This is a genomic window from Lederbergia wuyishanensis (genome assembly GCF_022900255.1).
Lineage (GTDB): Bacteria > Bacillota > Bacilli > Bacillales > Bacillaceae_C > Lederbergia > Lederbergia wuyishanensis.
Map to the genome: position 1 here is coordinate 336,172 of NZ_JALIRM010000001.1, position 20,827 is coordinate 356,998.

Sequence of the window (20,827 nt, forward strand, 5' to 3'; positions counted from 1 at the left end):
CATGTTAAACATAAATGATTATCATTATAAAAAAATTCTCGTATTAGGACTTGCGAAAAGTGGAGTTGTAGCTGCATCACTTCTTCATCAACTAGGGGCTTTTGTGACTGTTAATGACTATAAACCATTTGAGGAGAATCCTGATGCTCAGGGTCTTTTAGAGCAAGGAATAAAAGTAGTTTGCGGTAGTCATCCTGTTGAACTGCTTGATGAGGGTTTTGAATTGATTGTTAAGAACCCAGGTATTCCGTATTCTAATCCGCTTGTTCAAGGAGCTGTGGAGCTCGGGATTCCAATATTGACTGAAGTTGAATTAGCATATCAAATATCTGAAGCCGACATTATTGGTATTACAGGTACAAATGGTAAAACAACTACAACAACGTTAATTTATGAAATGTTAGATAAAGCAAGTCGCAATCCTTTAATTGCTGGAAATATTGGTACAGTGGCTTCTGAAGTTGCACAAAAAGCAACTCCAGATAATACAATGGTCGTTGAATTATCTTCTTTCCAATTGATGGGGATTAATACATTTAGGCCGCATATTGCGATTGTCACTAACCTTTATGAGGCTCATCTCGATTATCATAATAGTTGGGATGAATACGCAAATGCAAAAATGAATATTACTAAAAATCAACTTGAAAGTGATTATGTAATTGTAAATGCCGATCAACCTGAATTGATGGATTTGATTAGCTTTACAAAGGCGAGAATCATTCCTTTTTCTACAAAGCAATTTATTGAAGAAGGTGCCTCAATTAGAAATGGCATGCTTACCTTTATGGGAGAAGTAGTAATAAGTTTGGATGAAATTGTTTTGCCTGGTGCTCATAATTTAGAAAATATTTTATCAGCAACAGCTGCAGTAAAATTAATGGGAGTCGATAACGAATCAATTCGAAAAGTACTCACTACTTTTACTGGTGTAAAACATAGGACTCAATTTGTTGAAGAAATCGATGGAAGAAGATTTTACAATGATTCGAAAGCGACGAATATACTGGCGGCATCTAGCGCATTAAAAGCTTTTGACGAGCCAGTCATACTTCTAGCAGGTGGACTTGACCGGGGGAATTCGTTTGATGAATTAATCCCTTCCTTAAAAGGGGTAAAAGCTCTCGTTTTATTTGGCGAAACAGCAAAAAAATTAGAGCAAGCAGGAATAGAGGCAGGAATAGAAACAATCCTTCATGTCAACAATGTGGAGGATGCAGTACCTGCCGCATATGAAATATCAAATGTAGGAGATGTTATTTTACTTTCCCCTGCATGTGCAAGCTGGGACCAATATAGAACATTTGAAGTTCGCGGTGATATTTTTATCGAGGCAGTGCATAAACTTAAAAAGAGCAGTTAATTTTGAGAGCATGCAACTTGGACAATACTTCTAGGAATGCTCAAATTATGCTCAAAAATTGAGTATGCAGAGGTGTTCAAGTTGCCCGTAAAAAAAACAGCTCCTGATTTTATATTGATTTTCGCTACACTACTATTATTAGCTATAGGACTTATCATGGTTTATAGTGCAAGTGCCATATGGGCTAATTATAAATTTGCCGATTCCTTTTTCTTTGCGAAAAGACAGCTTCTCTTTGCCGGCTTAGGTTTTGCAGCCATGTTTATGGTGATGAATATTGATTATTGGATTATCAAAAAATGGGCCAAGCCATTGCTAATCGTTTGCTTTATTTTATTGATTGCAGTACTTATCCCGGGCATTGGAATGGAACGGAATGGGTCTAGAAGCTGGATTGGAGTAGGGGCATTTTCAATTCAGCCTTCCGAATTTATCAAACTGGCGATTATTGCTTTTCTAGCTAAATTTCTTTCTGAACAACAGCGTTATATTACAACTGTTAAGAAAGGATTATTCCCTTCATTAGGTTTAGTTTTTTTAGCGTTTGGCATGATTATGCTTCAGCCAGACTTAGGAACAGGAACTGTAATGGTTGGGACATGCGTTATTATGATATTTATTGCTGGAGCGCGAATTGCCCATTTTGTAGTTCTTGGTTTTCTAGGACTCGTGGGATTTGTTGCCCTTGTTATTTCTGCTCCATACCGAATTGCAAGAATCACTTCGTTCTTGGATCCTTGGCAAGATCCGCAAAATACAGGCTTTCAAATCATTCAATCTTTATACGCGATTGGTCCAGGTGGATTATTCGGGCTAGGACTTGGGGAAAGCAGACAGAAGTTTTTCTATTTGCCGGAACCTCAAACAGATTTTATTTTCGCAATATTAGCCGAGGAACTTGGGTTTATTGGCGGAAGTCTTGTCTTATTCCTATTTGCACTCCTTCTTTGGAGGGGAATTAAAATTGCACTCGGTGCACCTGACCTTTTTGGGAGTTTTTTAGCTGTCGGTATCATATCAATGATAGCCATACAAGTAATGATTAATATCGGTGTTGTAACAGGTCTTATGCCTGTTACAGGAATCACTTTGCCGTTTCTTAGCTATGGAGGATCATCGCTTACATTGATGCTGATGGCGGTTGGAATTCTATTAAATATAAGTCGATATTCAAAAATATAAAATTTGCCTACTGACAAACGTTAGTCTTTCGTTGCTCACCTTGAAAGGCTAACGTTTGTTTTGAATAGAGGACACTAATAAGTAATAAGAAGTTAATGCTATTGGCTTTTTTTAATGCAGATGAAGTAAGCACGAGACTTCGGCGGGAAAAACGTGAAAAGCGAGACTCCACAAATGCAATTATCTTATGATTTTCAGCACCTAGGAGAGCTACCCCCTTGAGGAAAATATCAACACCTACCGTTTAGATTGATTTTTTTATTAATGTCATTCCAACTTATTTAACATTATTTCTTAACATTGAAAGAGCCTTATTGACAAGGTTCTTTTTTCATTTAATTGTCTCCTCATCCTATCGACTAATAAACTTTGTGTCTTTGCGGCAATCAAGATCGATTCGAATTTCAAACTTAGCATCTTTATCCCAGTCTAAGGCACAAAAAAGGAATGTCGAATAAAAAGCCACATCCTCTAAGTTTATATGTCGATTATAAAAGCTCATATGCTTTTTTTATTACAATTACGTTAAGAACGCTTTTTTCTTGTGAAAAATATAGTAAGATAATAAATATGTGATTTTATATAAATATGTAACTTGCGATAGAGGTGGAAAAATGAAGATCGTTGTGAGCGGCGGTGGAACAGGAGGACACATTTATCCTGCGCTTGCCTTAATAAAAACGATTCAAAAACAAGATCCTAGTGTGGAATTTTTATACATAGGTACAGAAAAAGGACTTGAAGCAAAAATAATTGAAAGAGAAAATATTGCTTTTAAAGCAATCAATATAACCGGATTTAAGAGATCAATATCATTTGAAAATGCAAAAACGGTTTTCCGATTTATTAAAGGTGTCTATGATAGTAAGAAAATTATTAAACAGTTTAAACCCGACGTTGTTATAGGTACGGGTGGATATGTTTGTGGTCCCGTAGTTTATGCGGCTGCAAAAAGGAAAATTCCAACAGTAATACACGAACAAAATAGTGTAGCTGGCTTGACCAATCGATTTTTAAGCCGATACGTAGATAGAGTGGCCATTTGTTTTGAAGAAGTAAGGCCATTTTTTCCTCCAGAAAAAGTAATAATGACTGGTAATCCACGCGCTTCAGAAGTGTTGGAATCAAAAACGACAGGAATCTTACAATCGTTCGGGTTAAAGGAAAATGTGAAAACGGCCCTTATTGTAGGAGGTAGTAGAGGAGCCAGGCCTATAAACGAAGCTGTTATTAAATCTCTTTCTCAATTGTCTAATAAATCATATCAAATAATATATGTTACAGGTGAAGTACATTATAAGGAAGTTTCAAAAGAAGCTGAATTTTTAGGAATAAACCATAATGTAGCGATTGTACCTTTTATTCATAATATGGAAGAAGTTCTTTCTTCTATAGATGTGGTCGTTGGACGAGCTGGTGCAACATCTCTTGCTGAATTAACATCACTTGGAATTCCTTCGATATTAATTCCGAGCCCTTATGTTACAGATAACCATCAAGTGAAAAATGCATCAGCCCTTGTTAACAAAGGCGCAGCCGTCATGCTAGAAGAAAGCGAGTTGTCCAGTCAAAGACTTATTGCCGCACTTGATTCGATATTACTTGACGATGCTAGAAGAATTGCAATGGGGGAAGCAGCCAAAAAACTTGGCATCCGGGATGCTGCAGACAAGTTATTTGCCTTGTTGCTTGAGCTTGTAAACAAAGCCCCAATAAATAAATAAAAGTTGTAAAAGGGGTAGTGTGTATGCAAAAAGGGAAAGTTCTATCCCTAGAAGACAGGATTCCCAAAATTAAAGAACATCGTAAGAGAAGAGCAAATAGGCGTCTAATCTTTTTACTTACGTTATTCTTTCTCCTTATCGTTTGTGTTGTATATATTCAATCTCCTCTTAGTCAAATCAATAAAATTGAAGTTTACGGAAATAATTTAGTCTCGAAGAATGAAATAACGAAGGTTTCATCTTTGAAAAAAGGTGATAATATTTGGAAAGTAAATAAGGGACAAGCAAGTAAAAAAATAATGGAACTCCCTGAAGTGAAGAAAGCGGGTGTGCGTTTGGAATTTCCTAATAATATCGTGATCGATATAAAGGAATATTCTCCAATTGCTTTAATTGTTTCAGATAAAGAGTTCCTCCCTGTATTAGAAAATGGAACAATTCTTAAAAATAGCACCATGCTTGCAGACGCTCCTTTATTAATTAATTTCAAAAAAGGTCCATTTTTAGATGAGTTAGCGGCACAGTTAAAGGATATACCATCTGAAATATTAAATGCCGTATCAGAGATTCATTATGAACCGAAAGAAACAGACAAGTATCATATTTATATTTTTATGAATGACGGCTTTGAAATAAGCGCAACAATTACTACCTTATCTACAAAAATGATCCACTATCCTTCAATTGTCAGCCAATTAGATCCAAAGGTAAAAGGTGTCATTAATTTGGAAGTTGGTTCTTTTTTCAAAGCATACGATCTTGAAGAGGAGGTTAAAAGTGAAGAGGAGGAAGAAAGGTAAGTATGTTGTTTTTTCGTTAGTCTCCTTGAGTCTAGGATTCATAATTGCCTTCTCGTATAGTCAATCAAGTAAAAAAGATGCCAATTCGCTAAATATATCAGACAGACAATTTGTAATGGCTAATAACTTACGAAAACAAATACTCCTTGTACAAGATAAAAATAGAGAGTTGCAAAAAGATTTATACGATAAACAAGAAACAGTCCGGAAATATGAAAAGGAATTATCAGAGGAAGCAGAAATGTATTCGAGCTTGGCTGAGGAAACTGAAAAATATCGTTTGTTTCTTGGGAAAGTCAAAGTTAAGGGGCCAGGAATTGAAATTAGTCTTGAGGATGGAGAATATAGACAAAGTGAAGATGCAAATAATTATATTGTTCATGAACATCATGTGTTTAAAGTGGTAAATGAATTGTATATTGCCGGTGCTACTGCAATTTCAATAAATGGTCAGAGACTAAATCATAATTCCTATATTGTATGTAACGGCCCTGTAATTACTGTAGATGGTAATCCTTATCCAGCGCCATTTATAATATCTGCTTTAGGCGACACAGATACACTTGTTTCTGCACTAAATATTTCTGGTGGTGTTCGTGATCAAATTGTAAATGATAATATTGTCTTTTCAATTGAAAAGAAAAAACAAATTATTTTGGATCCTGTACTAGGAGAATCTTCATAATGGCTAATAATGCAAAAATCTATATTACCATCATTACTTTGATTATTGGTTTTATGATTGCGGTACAGTTTCAGACGGTACATGAACCTACTAAAAGAGATACGAGAGACATGTGGGAGCTTCGAGAAACATTATCCAATGAAATGAAGCTACAATCTAAATTACTAGAAGAAATTCGACTGAATGATAAGAGAATAAACGATTATGCATCAGAAATTGAGGGGAGTAAGGAGCAGGCTTTAAAACAAACATTGGAACAATTGAAAAAAGAATCAGGTCTTACTGAAGTAGAGGGACCAGGAATAATATTGACAATTGATTCAATTGATAAAGCATTGCTTTTAGGTCAAAGGGTTAATTCGGTTTCGCCAATAAATTTAAAAAGACTCATTAATGAATTGAATATGTATGGAGCAAAGGATATTTCTATTGATGGTGAAAGACTGATTAATACAACGATCATAAGAGATATTAATGGAGAAACAAAAGTCGGGACCCATTCACTCAAAACTCTTCCCTTTTATATTCATATCATTACAGATAATATGGAAGTAGCTGAAAAAATGTATAATAGAATGCAAGTTTCTTCAACGAAAGATGATTTTTTTATTGATAATTTAAAAGTCGAAATCTCAAAACCTAACAAAACGATTGTTGTTCCCGCCTATGTCGATCCGATAAAAATTCATGGAATGTCTCCTGTAGAAGAAAAAGGGGATGGCTAATATGTGGCTTCCCATTGTTGGTTTACTAATAGGAATTCTATTAGGTTTAATGACAGATGTAAAAATTCCAGAAGAATATGCAAACTATTTATCGATTGCCGTACTAGCTGCATTTGATACATTATTTGGTGGGATTAGAGCTTATTTGCAAAATGTATACGATAATCGAGTATTTGTATCAGGTTTTTTCTTTAATATAATTCTAGCAGCAAGTTTAGCTTTTCTAGGTGTTCATCTTGGTGTAGACTTATATTTAGCGGCTGTATTTGCATTTGGTGTAAGGTTATTTCAAAATATCGCTGTTATTAGAAGAATTTTAATAAATAAATGGGCAAATACTAGAGAAAATCCTAAATAAATATTATTATTAAACAGGAAAATACAATTAGATGACGAATAAATCTTAATAAGTAAATTCAAGGATGATCTGAATGGAAATTATTTTCAATGAGATAAGGAAGAGCAAGGTAGAAGGGGGTGCCAAAGAATGAATAACAACGAAGTATATGTCAGCTTAGATATAGGTACGTCCACTGTTAAAGTTATTATTGGTGAAATGTCCAATAATTCGCTGAATATCATTGGAGTTGGAACTGCCAAAGCGGAAGGGATTAGAAAAGGGTCTATAGTCGATATAGATGAAACTGTTCATTCTATTAAAAAGGCAGTTGAGCAAGCTGAAAGAATGATTGGAATGCAAATAAGACAATGTATAGTCGGAATTGCAGGAAATCATATAGGACTTCAACCGTGTCATGGCGTGGTAGCTGTTTCAAGTGAGAATAGGGAAATAAGTAACGAAGATGTTGCTAGAGTTATAGATGCCGCGGAAGTTATATCCATTCCACCTGATAGGGAAATTATCAATATTATCCCACTCCAATTTATTGTAGATGGTCTCGAAGAAATTACTGATCCAAGAGGTATGATTGGAGTTAGACTAGAAATGGAAGGAATTCTTATTACTGGTTCCAAAACCATCTTACATAATACACTTCGCTGTGTTGAACGTGCCGGTCTTGAAATAGTCGACATCGTTCTTCAACCACTAGCTTCTGCTTCTTGTGCCCTATCAAAAGATGAGCAAAACTTAGGTACTGCTTTAATTGATATGGGTGGTGGTTCTACTACTCTAACTGTATTCGAGCAAGGACATATTTTAGATACTGTTGTGATTCCAGTAGGTGGGGAACATATTACGAAAGATTTATCGATTGGTCTTAGAACTGCAACAGAGGATGCTGAAAAAATTAAAATTAAATATGGACATGCTTTTTATGACCAAGCCTCTGAGGATGAGGTTTTCAGCGTACCTATAATCGGAAGTGATCAACATCAACAGTTTAATCAGGTCGAATTATCTGATATTATTGAAGCTAGAATGGAAGAAATATTTGAACTCATTCAAAAAGAATTAAGGAAAATGGGAGTTTCCGATTTACCGGGTGGTTTTGTATTAACTGGTGGAGTTTCTAACATGCCTGGAGTAATGGAATTAGCACAAGTTATATTCCAAAATAGGGTACGAGTTGCGATTCCTGATTATATCGGGGTTAGGGAGCCACAATTTACAACAGCTATTGGTCTAATAAAACATGCTTATAAGAATGCTAGATTACAAGGAAGAAATGTAAATGCTGTTCCTTATCAGTATTCTGATGAAGCGAATGAAAAGCGCCTTGTTAAGGCAGCATCTCAAAATCAAAGAAAAGAAAAACATCCGGATGAAAAAATTAGCACAAAAGTAAAAAAGTTTTTTGAAAACTTTTTTGAGTAGGACATCCCGGTAATTAAACAAAATAGGAGGACTTGCCATGTTGGATTTTGATACAAATTTAGATTCATTAGCAACCATTAAAGTTATAGGCGTTGGTGGTGGCGGTAATAACGCAGTAAATAGAATGATTGAACATGATGTTCAAGGTGTTGAATTTATCGCCGTTAACACAGATGCGCAAGCTCTTAATTTATCGAAAGCAGAAATTAAGATGCAAATCGGCGCTAAATTAACAAGAGGTCTTGGTGCTGGAGCAAACCCTGAGGTTGGAAAGAAGGCTGCTGAAGAAAGCAAAGAGCAAATTGAGGAAGCTTTAAGAGGCGCTGATATGGTATTTGTAACAGCAGGGATGGGAGGAGGAACTGGTACAGGAGCTGCTCCTGTCATTGCTCAAATTGCTAAAGACTTAGGTGCATTAACAGTAGGGATTGTAACAAGACCATTTACATTCGAAGGAAGAAAACGTGCAAATCAAGCAAGTGGTGGAATTGATGCGATGAAGGAAGCAGTCGATACCCTCATCGTCATTCCGAACGATCGATTGCTTGAAATTGTTGATAAAAGTACTCCTATGCTAGAAGCATTCCGTGAGGCTGATAATGTACTAAGACAAGGTGTGCAAGGTATTTCTGAATTGATTGCAGTCCCTGGGCTAATTAATCTTGATTTTGCTGATGTTAAAACTATTATGACAAATAAAGGTTCTGCATTAATGGGTATTGGAGTTGCTACTGGTGAAAATCGTGCAGCAGAAGCAGCCAAAAAGGCAATATCATCACCATTACTTGAAACATCCATTGACGGTGCTCAAGGTGTGTTAATGAATATCTCGGGTGGTACAAATATTAGTTTGTACGAAGTTCAAGAAGCTGCAGATATTGTAGCATCGGCTTCCGACCAAGATGTTAACATGATTTTTGGTTCAGTCATAAACGAAAACTTAAAAGATGAAATAATTGTAACTGTAATTGCAACTGGTTTTAATGAAGCAACACCACAACCAGTTCAACAAAGACCTAGTTACGGCCAAGCCAAACAGAACTCGAATGTGCAAAGTTTTTCTCGTGAACCAAGAAGAGAAGAGGTTCAAGAACCTGTTCGTTCAAACCAGTCAGTTGAAGATACATTAGACATCCCGACTTTCTTACGTAATAGAAATAGAAGAAGATAATATGGAAATTACTTTAATACAAACCTGTAAGCGAATAGAATTTGCTTACAGGTTATTTTTTTTGTAAATTCCCGTGCTTTTCTTAGACAATCTTCGAATGAAATTGTGAAAACTTCTATTTTTTCATTACAGAAACTGACACATTCTAAAAGGCAACTAATTTATACTTTCTATGAGAGCTCTTATCCTATATTAATACTTCAAAACTTGTACAATTTCGTTCCCGTCTCTTACTTTTTCGATTTTGTCTGACTGTACGCCATTTATTTTTCTCTATCAAACTATAGAAAATTTACTTTCTGGGGGAGGTATGATTGGTTGTTTATTTAGATATTATCTGGTTCCTAAATTTGCTTATCGATAGCCTTTTACTATGGATAACTTCTATTATTTTAAAAAGGTCCACACATCCAATAAGAATCATTTTTGGAGGAGTAATAGGTTCTTTACTCATTTTAATGTCTATAACTCCCCTTTCAACATACACTGGACATCCTTTTGTAAAATTAGCTGTATCAGTAGGCATGATCTTAACAACTTTTGGTTATAAAAAGTTCGCCAATTTCCTTTCAAGCTTATTAACCTTTTATTTTGCAACTTTTTTAATGGGAGGCATTTTAATAGGACTTCATTATTTTCTTACCTATGATATGGATCTTAAGTCCACAGTAATCATACAAAGCTTGCGTGGATTTGGTGATCCCGTGAGTTGGCTTTTTTTATTCTTTGCTTTCCCGATAGCATGGCATTTCTCAAGAAGGAGAATAAATGCAATAACAATTTCAAATATTCAATATGATGTAATCGTCAATGTTTCTATTACAATTAACGGAATCATTTTACAATTAAAAGGATTAATCGATAGTGGCAATCAATTATATGATCCAATATCTAAGACACCTGTAATGATTGTTTCTATACAGTCTATTAAAGATAAGATTCCTTCAGAAATTCTTGCGATTGCAGAAGATAAAAATCAGCTGTATGATACCGTTTCTTCTCTTCCTCATGAATGGAGCAGTATAATGCGTCTAATCCCAGCTAAGTCCCTGGGTAAAAATAACCAACTTCTATGTGCTTTTAAGCCTGAAAGAATTAATTTTTATAAAGAAAATGGTAGCACTTCTGTAAATAAGGCATTGGTTGTATTTACATCACAGGCATTATCAAAGGATGAGAGTTTCCAGTGTATCATTCATCCATATATGACAGCGAGTGCTTTCGAGCAGCCGGCTTCATAATTACTAAACTTCTAAGAGTGAAAGGAGGACAATTTTTTGAAATTATTACGTTTACGAATTCAGTACTATTGGTATCGCTTGCTAAATAAATTAGGGTTAAAATCAGATGAAATATATTATATAGGTGGAAGTGAAGCATTGCCTCCTCCACTATCAAAGGACGAGGAAGAAATTTTATTAAAAAAATTGCCTAACGGTGATAAAACTGCTCGTTCCTTATTAATTGAAAGAAATTTACGTTTAGTCGTATATATTGCTAGAAAATTTGAAAATACCGGTATAAATATTGAGGATTTAATTAGTATTGGAACGATTGGTTTAATAAAAGCAGTAAATACTTTTAATCCCGAAAAGAAAATTAAACTTGCTACATATGCATCACGATGTATTGAAAATGAAATTCTTATGTATTTGCGTAGAAATAATAAAACAAGATCAGAGGTTTCTTTTGACGAACCGTTAAATATCGATTGGGATGGAAATGAGCTACTATTATCAGATGTCTTGGGTACGGATGATGATATCATTACTAAAAATCTAGAAGCTAATGTAGACAAAAAACTACTATTTACTGCCCTGCATAAATTATCAGATCGTGAAAAACAAATAATGGAACTAAGATTTGGACTTACAGGCGGTGAGGAAAAAACACAAAAAGACGTAGCAGATATGTTAGGAATTTCCCAATCATATATTTCTCGTTTAGAAAAAAGAATCATTAAAAGACTGCGAAAAGAATTTAATAAAATGGTGTGAGAGTATCCAAAGTGCCTTGACTGTTGACGTCCCTTTGTTGATTACCTAAATGATATAAGGGAGTTAAGTCAAGATCCGAAATACGTAAAGTGTTAATAGGGACTACAAGCAGATATTCCAAAATAAAAACGTCTGTATTTTAACTTCTTTGTCTCTGGTTAATTGATCTCAAACTCCATTAACTTGTAGCTAGACAAGGCATGATGAAGGATGTTTTTATACCCATAAAAGTGATCAAGAAGTTTGCTAGTTGATAAGCGGTGGAGCTGGACATAAAAAAATATTTTTCATGAAAAAAACCAATATTATATTGGTTTTTTCTCTGTTTATGACCTCTGTAAAAAAAAGTAAGTGCATAGATTTTCCTCCTTCGGAAATACTTAATTTTGTACATCAGCTCCTGCAAGGAGGGAAAAAGTTGAAGCGAAATAAAGTTGAAATTTGCGGTGTGGATACTTCTAAGCTCCCTGTCCTAAAAAATGAAGAAATGCGGGAACTTTTAAGGCAAATGCATCAAGGAGATCGATCAGCAAGAGAGAAATTAGTAAATGGAAATTTAAGACTTGTATTAAGTGTTATACAAAGATTTAATAATCGTGGTGAATATGTTGACGATCTTTTTCAGGTTGGCTGTATAGGTTTGATGAAATCCATTGATAATTTTGACCTTAGCCAAAATGTTCGATTTTCAACATATGCTGTTCCGATGATTATTGGGGAAATCAGGCGATATTTACGAGATAATAACCCAATTAGAGTTTCCCGGTCATTAAGAGACATAGCATATAAAGCATTGCATGTTAGAGAGCGCCTGATGGCTAAGACATCAAGAGAGCCAACTTCTGAAGAAATAGCGAAAGAATTAGATATTCCTCATGAGGAAGTGGTATTTGCATTAGATGCTATTCAAGATCCTGTATCATTATTTGAACCAATATACAATGATGGCGGGGATCCGATTTTTGTTATGGATCAACTAAGTGATGAACGAAGCCGCGATACCCAATGGATAGAAGAAATTGCACTTCACGACGGGTTGCAACGCTTAAATGAAAGAGAAAAAATGATCATTCGTAAACGGTTTTTCCAAGGAAAAACACAAATGGAAGTTGCCGAAGAAATCGGAATTTCTCAAGCTCAAGTGTCACGACTCGAAAAAGCTGCTATTAAACAAATGAATAAAAACATTCAATAATGGAGTATGATTCCTTTTTTATCAAAAGGAATCATACTCCATTTTATTTTAAAGTAAAGTTTGGATAAAACTTATTCAAGATTTGTAACTGAATAATCAACAAACAAGATTAACAGAACCTATTGTAAAAAAGATTTCCTCAGCATACATATAGAGTAAATGGGAAGAAGGCGAGGAATCAGAATGGTTAGGATATCTGAATTTCAAACGAAAGATGTTGTAAATATATCTGATGGCCGTAAGCTTGGAAATATAGGTGATATTGAAATTAATTTGGAAACAGGAAAAATTGAAACAATTATTATCGGGTATACAGGGAAATTGCTTGGATTCTTTGGTAAGGATGAAGAGGTAATCATTCCGTGGAATCAGATCGTAAAAATTGGCGAAGATGTGATACTTGTTAGACATCAGGCACAACAATATGTTCAACAGCAGCTAGAAGTACCAAAAAATTGATTTTTATTATCCGACAGACTGCTTTTGTGGTACACTAAAGAAAAATATCTTTTCGTGTAATTTTGACAAGGTTTATTATTATGGATCTTAAAACGAAAAAGTAGGAGCTATTGTACATGAAAGTGGAAACGAAGTTCGCTCTTATTAATGAAAACATAAAATTAGCGTGTAAAAGAGCGGATAGACAACCAGATGATGTAACAGTAATTGCTGTCACTAAATATGTGTCTAATGAAAGAGCATTAGAAGCATTAAATGCAGGAATTGAGCATTTTGGTGAAAATAGAGACGAAGGCCTGACTTCCAAATGGGAGGTTTTGGGAGACAGGCCAGTATTGCATTTTATTGGAACACTGCAAACCCGTAAAGTAAAGAATATCATTGATAAAGTCTCGTATATTCATTCGTTGGACAGGCTTTCGTTAGCTAAAGAAATTCATAAGCGTGCTAAAAACCGTATTAAATGCTTTGTACAGGTCAATGTTTCTGGCGAAGAGTCAAAACATGGAATTAATCCTGAAAAAGTAATACCTTTTATTCAAGAATTAGAATTATTTACAAATATTCAAATTGTAGGGCTTATGACGATGGCCCCAAATACTGATGATGAAGGAGTTCTTCGTAATTGTTTCAGTCGATTACGAAAAATTCAAAGTGAAGTCAAAAAATTAAATCTAGAATATGCTCCATGCAACGAATTATCAATGGGGATGTCGAACGATTATATTATTGCAATTGAGGAAGGCGCTACTTTCGTTCGCATAGGAACTGCCCTAGTTGGAGAATAAAAAAGGAGGCCTCAAGTCGTGGGAATAAAGTCAAAATTTAAAAATTTTTTTCTGCTTGAAGATGAATACGATTATGTTGAAGAAGAAAAAATTGTAAAGGAGACTCCAAAAGTGCCCGAGCAGGAACTAAGTTCTCCCAAAACACGTAAACAAAATGTAGTAAGTCTACAAAGTGTGCAAAATTCTTCTAAGATGATTCTTATAGAGCCAAGGGTTTATGCGGAAGCGCAAGAGGTTGCAGATCATCTAGTAAATCGCCGTGCTGTAGTTGTCAATTTACAGCGAATTCAGCGTGATCAGGCAATTAGGATTGTTGATTTTCTTAGTGGTGCCGTATACTCCATTGGTGGAGATATTCAAAGAGTAGGTAAAGATATATTTTTATGTACGCCGGATAATGTTGAAGTTTCCGGAAATATATCAGAACTACTAGATGAAAGTGATTATCAAGATACGAGGTGGACATAAAAATGGATATGATTTTGGGCATTATTGCCTCAGCAATTGGAATTTATTCTTGGATATTAATTATATATATACTTATGAGTTGGTTTCCAAATTCACGCGAAACTTCTATTGGGCAGTTATTTGCGAAAATATGTGAACCCTATCTTGAACCTTTTCGGAGATTTGTTCCTCCAATCGGAATGATTGATATTTCACCACTCGCAGCATTTTTTGTTTTAAAACTTGCATCAGCAGGCTTGTCAGAAATTGGTAAATGGTTTTAAAGATGGAGTGTGACCCATGTCTGCAATTTACCAGCATTTCAGACCGGAGGAAAAAGAATTTATTGATCAAGTTGCTAGTTGGCAGCAATACGTGGAAAATACATATTCAGAAAAACTAACTGATTTTCTTGATCCTCGCGAGCAATATATTCTTAGATCTATTATTGGAGAGAACAACGAAATTAAGTATCTCTTTTTCGGGGGTACAGAAAATAGTGAAAGAAAAAGGGCATTGCTCTTTCCGGAATATTTGCAGCCAAGCAATGAAGACTTTCAAATATCTTTATTCGAAATTGATTATCCAAAAAAGTTTGTAAATCTTGAACACCGGATGGTCTTAGGCTCTCTCATGTCCATCGGTTTAAAAAGAGAAAAGTTTGGTGATATTATCATTAATGGTGATCGAATTCAATTCTTAACTGCAAAAGAAGTCGAGGATTTTGTTACCCTTCAATTGAACCAAATAGGCAAAGCAAAAGTAAGTGTTTTAAAACAAGATTTACAAAATGCAATCATTTCGGATGAGGAATGGAAAGAAAAAGAGACTACTGCTAGTTCTTTACGTCTTGATGTGGTTTTAGCTGCCGCTTTTAATATTTCTAGGCAAAAGGCACAGCTTATGATTCAGCAAGGGCATGCTAAAGTAAATTGGGAAACAGTTGAGCGCACAGCCTTTGAATGTGATGAAGGAGATGTTCTTTCTGCAAGAGGATATGGTAGATGTAGTTTACTATCAATTCAGGGGAAGACAAAAAAAGACAAATTAAGAATTAAATTAGGATTATTAAAATAAATGTTTAATAAATGAAAAGATTCTAGCAGGTTTAGTCGGAATTTTGTATAATATGGATAAGTACATGTAAGACAGACCGAAGTGGAGGTGGCTTAATGTCTTTAACGCCAGTTGATATACATAATAAGGAGTTTAGTAGAGGTTTTCGTGGGTATGACGAAGATGAAGTAAATGAATTTTTAGATCAAGTGATTAAGGAATTTGAACTTCTTATCCGTGAAAAAAAAGAATTGGAAGATAAATTATCTTCTATGAATGAACGTTTAGGGCATTTTAGTACGATTGAAGATACTTTGCATAAGTCAATTGTTGTTGCACAGGAAGCAGCTGAAGAAGTAAGAGGTAATGCGCAAAAAGAAGCGAAGCTAATAATTCGCGAAGCTGAAAAGAACGCTGATAGGATTGTAAACGAGTCATTATCGAAAGCACGTAAAATTGCATTAGAAATTGAAGATTTGAAAAAACAATCAAAAGTGTTCAGAACAAGGTTTAAATTATTGATTGAAGCACAACTAGATCTTCTTGGCAGTGATGACTGGGAGCATTTAATGGAGTATGAGATAGATTCCTCAGAATTAAAATCCCTACAAGAAATAGAAGAATGACATTGACGAACGATATATCGTTCACATATAATATTTAATACTATTTATTTTATATTAAACGATGACAGGGACAGTACGTTTCTCAGCCCCTATAATAGCGATTCAGGGATAGTGTAAGCCTGGAATAGGAGAGGAATGGAAGATCACCCTTGAGTTCTTAATTCGAAAGCTTAAAGTTAGTAGATGAAAGCGGTCATTCCACGATACGGAAACTAGAGTGGGCAAATCTTTAATGATTTTGCTTATTTGGGTGGTACCGCGGGAAATATACCTTCTCGTCCCTTATTGGGATGGGAAGGTTTTTTATTTTTATGGAGGCGAAATAAAATGGATTACAAAGACACATTATTAATGCCAAAAACGGAATTTCCAATGCGGGGAAACTTACCGAAAAAAGAACCGGAAATTCAAACACATTGGGAAGAAATGAATATTTATAAAAAAGTTCAAGAGCGCACGAAAGGCAGACCACTTTTTGTGTTGCACGACGGTCCTCCATATGCAAACGGTGACCTACATATGGGGCATGCACTAAATAAAACATTAAAAGATTTTATTGTACGATATAAGTCGATGAGTGGTTATTGTGCTCCTTATGTGCCTGGTTGGGATACACACGGACTTCCGATTGAGCAAGCATTAACAAATAAAGGCGTTAAACGTAAAGAAATGACAGTGGCAGAGTTTAGAGAGCTTTGTGCCAAATATGCTTATGAACAAATTGATAACCAAAGATCTGAATTTAAGCGTCTGGGAGTAAGAGGGGATTGGGAAAATCCTTATATTACATTAAAACCGGAATATGAAGCTCAACAAATTCAAGTTTTCGGAGAGATGGCTAAAAAAGGTTATATTTATAAAGGTAAAAAACCGGTCTATTGGTCTCCTTCCAGTGAATCAGCTTTAGCTGAAGCTGAAATTGAATATAAGGATAAACGTTCTCCGTCTATTTATGTTTCTTTTCAAGTGGCTGATGGAAAAGGTGTAGTCGAAGAAGGCGTAAAATTCATCATTTGGACGACAACACCTTGGACAATTCCCGCAAATTTAGCAGTTGCGGTTCATCCTGATCTTGAATACGTTGTTGTTCAAGTTAAAGATGAAAAATACATCATTGCTAAAGATCTATTAGAATCAGTAACTTCCCTTTTAGAATGGGAAAATCCCGAAACTGTTCAAACACTTAAGGGTTCCGAACTGGAAAATGTGGTCGCAAAACATCCGTTTTACGATAGAGAGTCTATTGTCGTATTAGGTGAGCATGTTACAACAGATTCTGGTACAGGATGTGTCCATACGGCACCTGGTCATGGTGAAGATGACTTTTATGTAGGACAAAAATATAACCTAGACGTACTTTGCCCAGTTGATGATAGAGGTCATATGACCGATGAAGCGCCAGGGTTCGAAGGTCTATTTTATGATGCTGCTAATAAACCAATTACAGAAAAGCTTCAAGAGGTTGGAGCATTACTGAAACTTGATTTTATTACTCACTCGTATCCACATGATTGGAGAACAAAAAAACCAGTTATTTTCCGAGCTACTTCCCAGTGGTTTGCGTCTATAAAGGATTTCCGTTCAGAATTGTTAGTAGCAATCAAAGAAGTAAAATGGGTTCCAAATTGGGGCGAAACAAGACTATATAATATGGTTAGGGATCGTGGAGACTGGTGTATTTCCAGACAACGTGTATGGGGAGTGCCAATTCCAGTATTCTATGCCGAAAACGGTGAAATCATTATTACAGATGAAACCATTTCGCATGTTGCAAGCCTATTTAAAGAAAATGGTTCAAATATTTGGTTTGAAAAAGAAGCAGTTGATCTTTTACCAGAAGGATTCACACATCCTGGAAGTCCTAATGGCATCTTTTCGAAAGAAACAGATATTATGGACGTTTGGTTTGACTCTGGTTCCTCCCATCAGGGTGTCTTAGTTGAGAGAGATGATTTACAACGCCCAGCTGATCTATATTTAGAAGGATCAGACCAATACAGAGGATGGTTTAACTCGTCTCTTACAACAGCTGTTGCTGTAACTGGAAAAGCTCCTTATAAAGGTGTTTTGAGTCATGGATTTGTTCTAGATGGTGAAGGAAGAAAAATGAGTAAATCGATTGGTAATGTGATTGTTCCTACTAAGGTAACGAATCAATTGGGAGCGGAAATTGTTCGACTTTGGGTATCTTCAGTTGATTACCAAGCTGATGTTCGTATTTCTGATGCTATCTTGAAACAAGTAAGTGAAGTTTATCGAAAAATTCGTAATACATTCCGTTTCTTGCTTGGAAATCTTGCTGATTTCGACCCTGCTGTAGATGCAATTGAATATAACAAGCTTAGAGAAGTAGATCAATTTATTTTAGTTAGATTAAATAACTTAATTAAAGAAGTGCAAAATTCATATGAAGAGTATGAATTTATGAATATTTACCATGCTGTTAATAATTTCTGTACACTTGATTTGAGCTCTTTCTATATGGATTTTGCGAAAGATGTATTATATATCGAATCGAAAAACAATTATGAGCGCAGGGCTATGCAAACAGTTATGTATGAAAGTGTTGTGGCACTTGCAAAACTACTTTCACCAATTTTACCTCATACAGCGGATGAGGTTTGGATGTTTATCCCTGGTGTGCAAGAAGAAAGTGTTCAGCTTACTGATATGCCGGAATATAAAGAATTGCAAGGAGCTGAAGAACTTGAGGAAAAATGGTCTCTGTTCTTAAAGCTTCGTGATGATGTTTTAAAAGCTCTTGAAGAAGCAAGAAATGAAAAAGTAATTGGAAAATCACTAACTGCAAAGGTAATCTTATATGTGAATAATGATATTAAGGCATTATTAGATAGCCTATCAGAGAGCATGAATCAATTATTTATTGTTTCTGGTTTTGAAGTGGCTGGCTCTATGGAAGATGCTCCAAGCAATGCCTTAAAACTAAACCATGCAGCTATTATCGTAGAAAAAGCAGAAGGTGAAACATGCGAAAGATGTTGGGTAGTAACTCCTGATGTTGGCAAGGATAGTGATCACCCTACACTCTGCCCACGCTGTGCAAAAGTTGTCAAAGAAGATTATTAATAGAAATACGAAAGCGCCTGACTAGGAAGAAGCTACGACGCAGGCATAGGCAACTACGTTCAGTCGCTTTACCTGCACAAGTGCATCTGTGTACTTCGCTTCATAACTGTGCAAAATATCTGGTGGAGAGAAATTACATTTATTTCCTAAAGATATTTGAACTAGTAAGGATATGTGCTAGAGCTAGATAAAAAACAGAAAGCCTTCCGTTTTTTGCGGAAGGCTTTTTAAATCCTGTTTAAACTCAAATATTTATGCTAAAATGCACGAAGGACATCTTTCTTAGAATCGGGGGAAACATAATGATATATTATGCAATCGCGTTATTTGTGATCGCTGTTGATCAACTTACTAAATGGATCATCGTTCATAATATGGATCTAGGACAAAGAATTACAATTATTGATAATCTGTTTTATATTACATCACATCGTAATCGAGGAGCTGCTTGGGGCATACTACAAGACCAAATGTGGTTGTTCTATATTATTACAATCATAGTGATTGCTGCGGTAATTTATTATTTAGAAAAACATGCAAAAGGTAAGCCCTTGTTTCAATTAAGCTTGGCCTTTATTTTAGGAGGAGCTATCGGGAATTTTTTAGATCGCTTATTTAGAAAAGAAGTAGTCGACTTTTTAGATACTTATATTTTCACGTACGATTTTCCGATTTTTAATGTAGCCGATTCTGCTCTTACAATCGGAGTTGTGCTAATTTTCATCCAGATGATAAAAGAGGGACGAGAAGAAAAGGTGAAACCTAATGGACAGAATTGAGCATATAACAATCGAATCTGAAAAAGGTGACCGCCTAGATAAACTTATTACGGGTTTGAATCCAGAGTGGTCTCGTTCACAGGTTCAGCAATGGATTCGGGATGGGCATGTAGAGGTGAATGGGAAAAGAGAGAAGGCTAATTATAAATGTAGCGAAAATGATTACATTGTGATTACCATTCCTGAACCTGAACCTTTAAATATCGAGCCGGAACATATGGATTTAGATATTTATTTTGAAGATTCGGATGTATTAGTTGTTAACAAGCCTAAAGGTATGGTTGTCCATCCGGCACCTGGTCATTATACAGGGACACTTGTAAATGGGATTATGGCACATTGTAAGGATTTGTCGGGAATAAACGGAATTATGCGCCCTGGAATTGTGCATAGAATAGATAAAGATACTTCTGGCTTATTAATGATTGCCAAAAATGATGTAGCCCATGTTAGCCTTGTTAATCAGCTTGTTGAAAAATCGGTTACAAGAAAATACTTTGCACTTGTTCACGGTGTGATTCCGCATGATCATGGAACAATAGATGCACCTATAGGAAGAGATAAAGAAGACCGGCAAAGTATGACTGTTTTAGAAGGCGGCAAGCATGCTGTTACTCATTTTAACGTACTTGAGAGATTTGATCAGTATACATATATTGAATGTGTATTGGAGACTGGGAGAACTCACCAAATCCGGGTACATATGAAATATATAGGCTATCCATTGGTTGGAGATCCGAAATATGGACCACGAAAAACAATGGATACAGATGGTCAAGTTCTACATGCTGGCATTCTTGGCTTTGTTCACCCAAGAACAAATGAATACATGGAATTTTCAGCCCCGCTCCCGTCTTATTTCAACAATCTTCTAGCAAATTTGCGCAATTAGTAATTGACAAATGTTTATTGAAGTATTATAGTGTTTATAGTTTCATAAGCACCTTTAACTTAGTCCAGAGAGGC

21 protein-coding genes and 1 other annotated feature are annotated in these 20,827 nt (G+C 35.5%); all 21 genes read left to right on the forward strand.

Annotated elements, in window-relative coordinates:
• Position 1: 1 nt before the first annotated feature.
• The 21 genes from murD (at position 2) to MT489_RS01875 (ending at position 20,753) form a co-directional block, all read left to right on the forward strand.
• A complete protein-coding gene (gene murD, locus MT489_RS01775; protein ID WP_244679792.1) occupies positions 2-1,363 on the forward strand; it encodes a UDP-N-acetylmuramoyl-L-alanine--D-glutamate ligase in 1,362 nt (453 codons plus the stop codon).
• 81 nt (positions 1,364-1,444) lie between these two features.
• On the forward strand, positions 1,445-2,545 hold the full coding sequence (gene spoVE / locus MT489_RS01780) for a stage V sporulation protein E (protein ID WP_244679793.1): 1,101 nt from the start codon (positions 1,445-1,447) through the stop codon (positions 2,543-2,545).
• Between the two features lie 614 nt (positions 2,546-3,159).
• Positions 3,160-4,269, forward strand: coding sequence for an undecaprenyldiphospho-muramoylpentapeptide beta-N-acetylglucosaminyltransferase (murG, locus tag MT489_RS01785; protein ID WP_244679794.1), 1,110 nt, complete (start codon positions 3,160-3,162; stop codon positions 4,267-4,269).
• A gap of 23 nt (positions 4,270-4,292) precedes the next feature.
• Positions 4,293-5,069 carry a cell division protein FtsQ/DivIB gene (locus MT489_RS01790; protein ID WP_244679795.1) on the forward strand — a complete coding sequence of 259 codons (777 nt, stop codon included), beginning with the start codon at positions 4,293-4,295 and terminating at the stop codon, positions 5,067-5,069.
• Entirely contained in the window at positions 5,047-5,754 is a 708-nt protein-coding gene (locus MT489_RS01795; protein WP_244679796.1) for a DUF881 domain-containing protein, read from the forward strand. The genes MT489_RS01790 and MT489_RS01795 overlap by 23 nt, the downstream gene beginning before the upstream one ends.
• The gene (locus tag MT489_RS01800; RefSeq protein WP_244679797.1) at positions 5,754-6,479 is read left to right on the forward strand and encodes a DUF881 domain-containing protein; all 726 of its coding nucleotides are present in this window, start codon (positions 5,754-5,756) and stop codon (positions 6,477-6,479) included. The genes MT489_RS01795 and MT489_RS01800 overlap by 1 nt, the downstream gene beginning before the upstream one ends.
• A gap of 1 nt (position 6,480) precedes the next feature.
• The gene (locus tag MT489_RS01805) at positions 6,481-6,837 is read left to right on the forward strand and encodes a small basic family protein (protein WP_244680603.1); all 357 of its coding nucleotides are present in this window, start codon (positions 6,481-6,483) and stop codon (positions 6,835-6,837) included.
• A gap of 129 nt (positions 6,838-6,966) precedes the next feature.
• Entirely contained in the window at positions 6,967-8,256 is a 1,290-nt protein-coding gene (ftsA, locus tag MT489_RS01810) for a cell division protein FtsA (RefSeq protein ID WP_244679798.1), read from the forward strand.
• Between the two features lie 37 nt (positions 8,257-8,293).
• Positions 8,294-9,427 carry a cell division protein FtsZ gene (gene ftsZ / locus MT489_RS01815; RefSeq protein ID WP_244679799.1) on the forward strand — a complete coding sequence of 378 codons (1,134 nt, stop codon included), beginning with the start codon at positions 8,294-8,296 and terminating at the stop codon, positions 9,425-9,427.
• A gap of 314 nt (positions 9,428-9,741) precedes the next feature.
• Positions 9,742-10,668, forward strand: coding sequence for a sigma-E processing peptidase SpoIIGA (gene spoIIGA, locus MT489_RS01820; RefSeq protein WP_244679800.1), 927 nt, complete (start codon positions 9,742-9,744; stop codon positions 10,666-10,668).
• A gap of 36 nt (positions 10,669-10,704) precedes the next feature.
• A complete protein-coding gene (gene sigE, locus MT489_RS01825; protein WP_244679801.1) occupies positions 10,705-11,424 on the forward strand; it encodes an RNA polymerase sporulation sigma factor SigE in 720 nt (239 codons plus the stop codon).
• A gap of 328 nt (positions 11,425-11,752) precedes the next feature.
• Entirely contained in the window at positions 11,753-12,619 is an 867-nt protein-coding gene (sigG, locus tag MT489_RS01830) for an RNA polymerase sporulation sigma factor SigG (RefSeq protein ID WP_244680604.1), read from the forward strand.
• Positions 12,620-12,802: 183 nt separating this feature from the next.
• Complete coding sequence (locus MT489_RS01835) at positions 12,803-13,078, forward strand: YlmC/YmxH family sporulation protein (RefSeq protein WP_244679802.1); 276 nt, start codon at positions 12,803-12,805, stop codon at positions 13,076-13,078.
• 116 nt (positions 13,079-13,194) lie between these two features.
• A complete protein-coding gene (locus tag MT489_RS01840) occupies positions 13,195-13,866 on the forward strand; it encodes a YggS family pyridoxal phosphate-dependent enzyme (protein ID WP_244679803.1) in 672 nt (223 codons plus the stop codon).
• A gap of 18 nt (positions 13,867-13,884) precedes the next feature.
• Positions 13,885-14,334, forward strand: coding sequence for a cell division protein SepF (locus MT489_RS01845; RefSeq protein WP_244679804.1), 450 nt, complete (start codon positions 13,885-13,887; stop codon positions 14,332-14,334).
• Positions 14,335-14,336: 2 nt separating this feature from the next.
• A complete protein-coding gene (locus MT489_RS01850; RefSeq protein WP_244679805.1) occupies positions 14,337-14,597 on the forward strand; it encodes a YggT family protein in 261 nt (86 codons plus the stop codon).
• A gap of 16 nt (positions 14,598-14,613) precedes the next feature.
• The gene (locus tag MT489_RS01855) at positions 14,614-15,390 is read left to right on the forward strand and encodes a YlmH family RNA-binding protein (RefSeq protein ID WP_244679806.1); all 777 of its coding nucleotides are present in this window, start codon (positions 14,614-14,616) and stop codon (positions 15,388-15,390) included.
• Positions 15,391-15,485: 95 nt separating this feature from the next.
• Positions 15,486-15,995: a DivIVA domain-containing protein gene (locus tag MT489_RS01860; protein ID WP_244679807.1), complete on the forward strand. Its 510-nt coding sequence runs from the start codon at positions 15,486-15,488 to the stop codon at positions 15,993-15,995.
• A 52-nt stretch (positions 15,996-16,047) separates the two neighbouring features.
• Positions 16,048-16,281: a binding site (T-box leader), on the forward strand.
• A 41-nt stretch (positions 16,282-16,322) separates the two neighbouring features.
• Complete coding sequence (gene ileS / locus MT489_RS01865; protein ID WP_244679808.1) at positions 16,323-19,082, forward strand: isoleucine--tRNA ligase; 2,760 nt, start codon at positions 16,323-16,325, stop codon at positions 19,080-19,082.
• A gap of 302 nt (positions 19,083-19,384) precedes the next feature.
• Entirely contained in the window at positions 19,385-19,861 is a 477-nt protein-coding gene (lspA, locus tag MT489_RS01870; protein ID WP_244679809.1) for a signal peptidase II, read from the forward strand.
• A complete protein-coding gene (locus MT489_RS01875; protein WP_244679810.1) occupies positions 19,848-20,753 on the forward strand; it encodes an RluA family pseudouridine synthase in 906 nt (301 codons plus the stop codon). Before lspA ends, MT489_RS01875 begins: the two co-directional genes overlap by 14 nt.
• Positions 20,754-20,827: the final 74 nt, after the last annotated feature.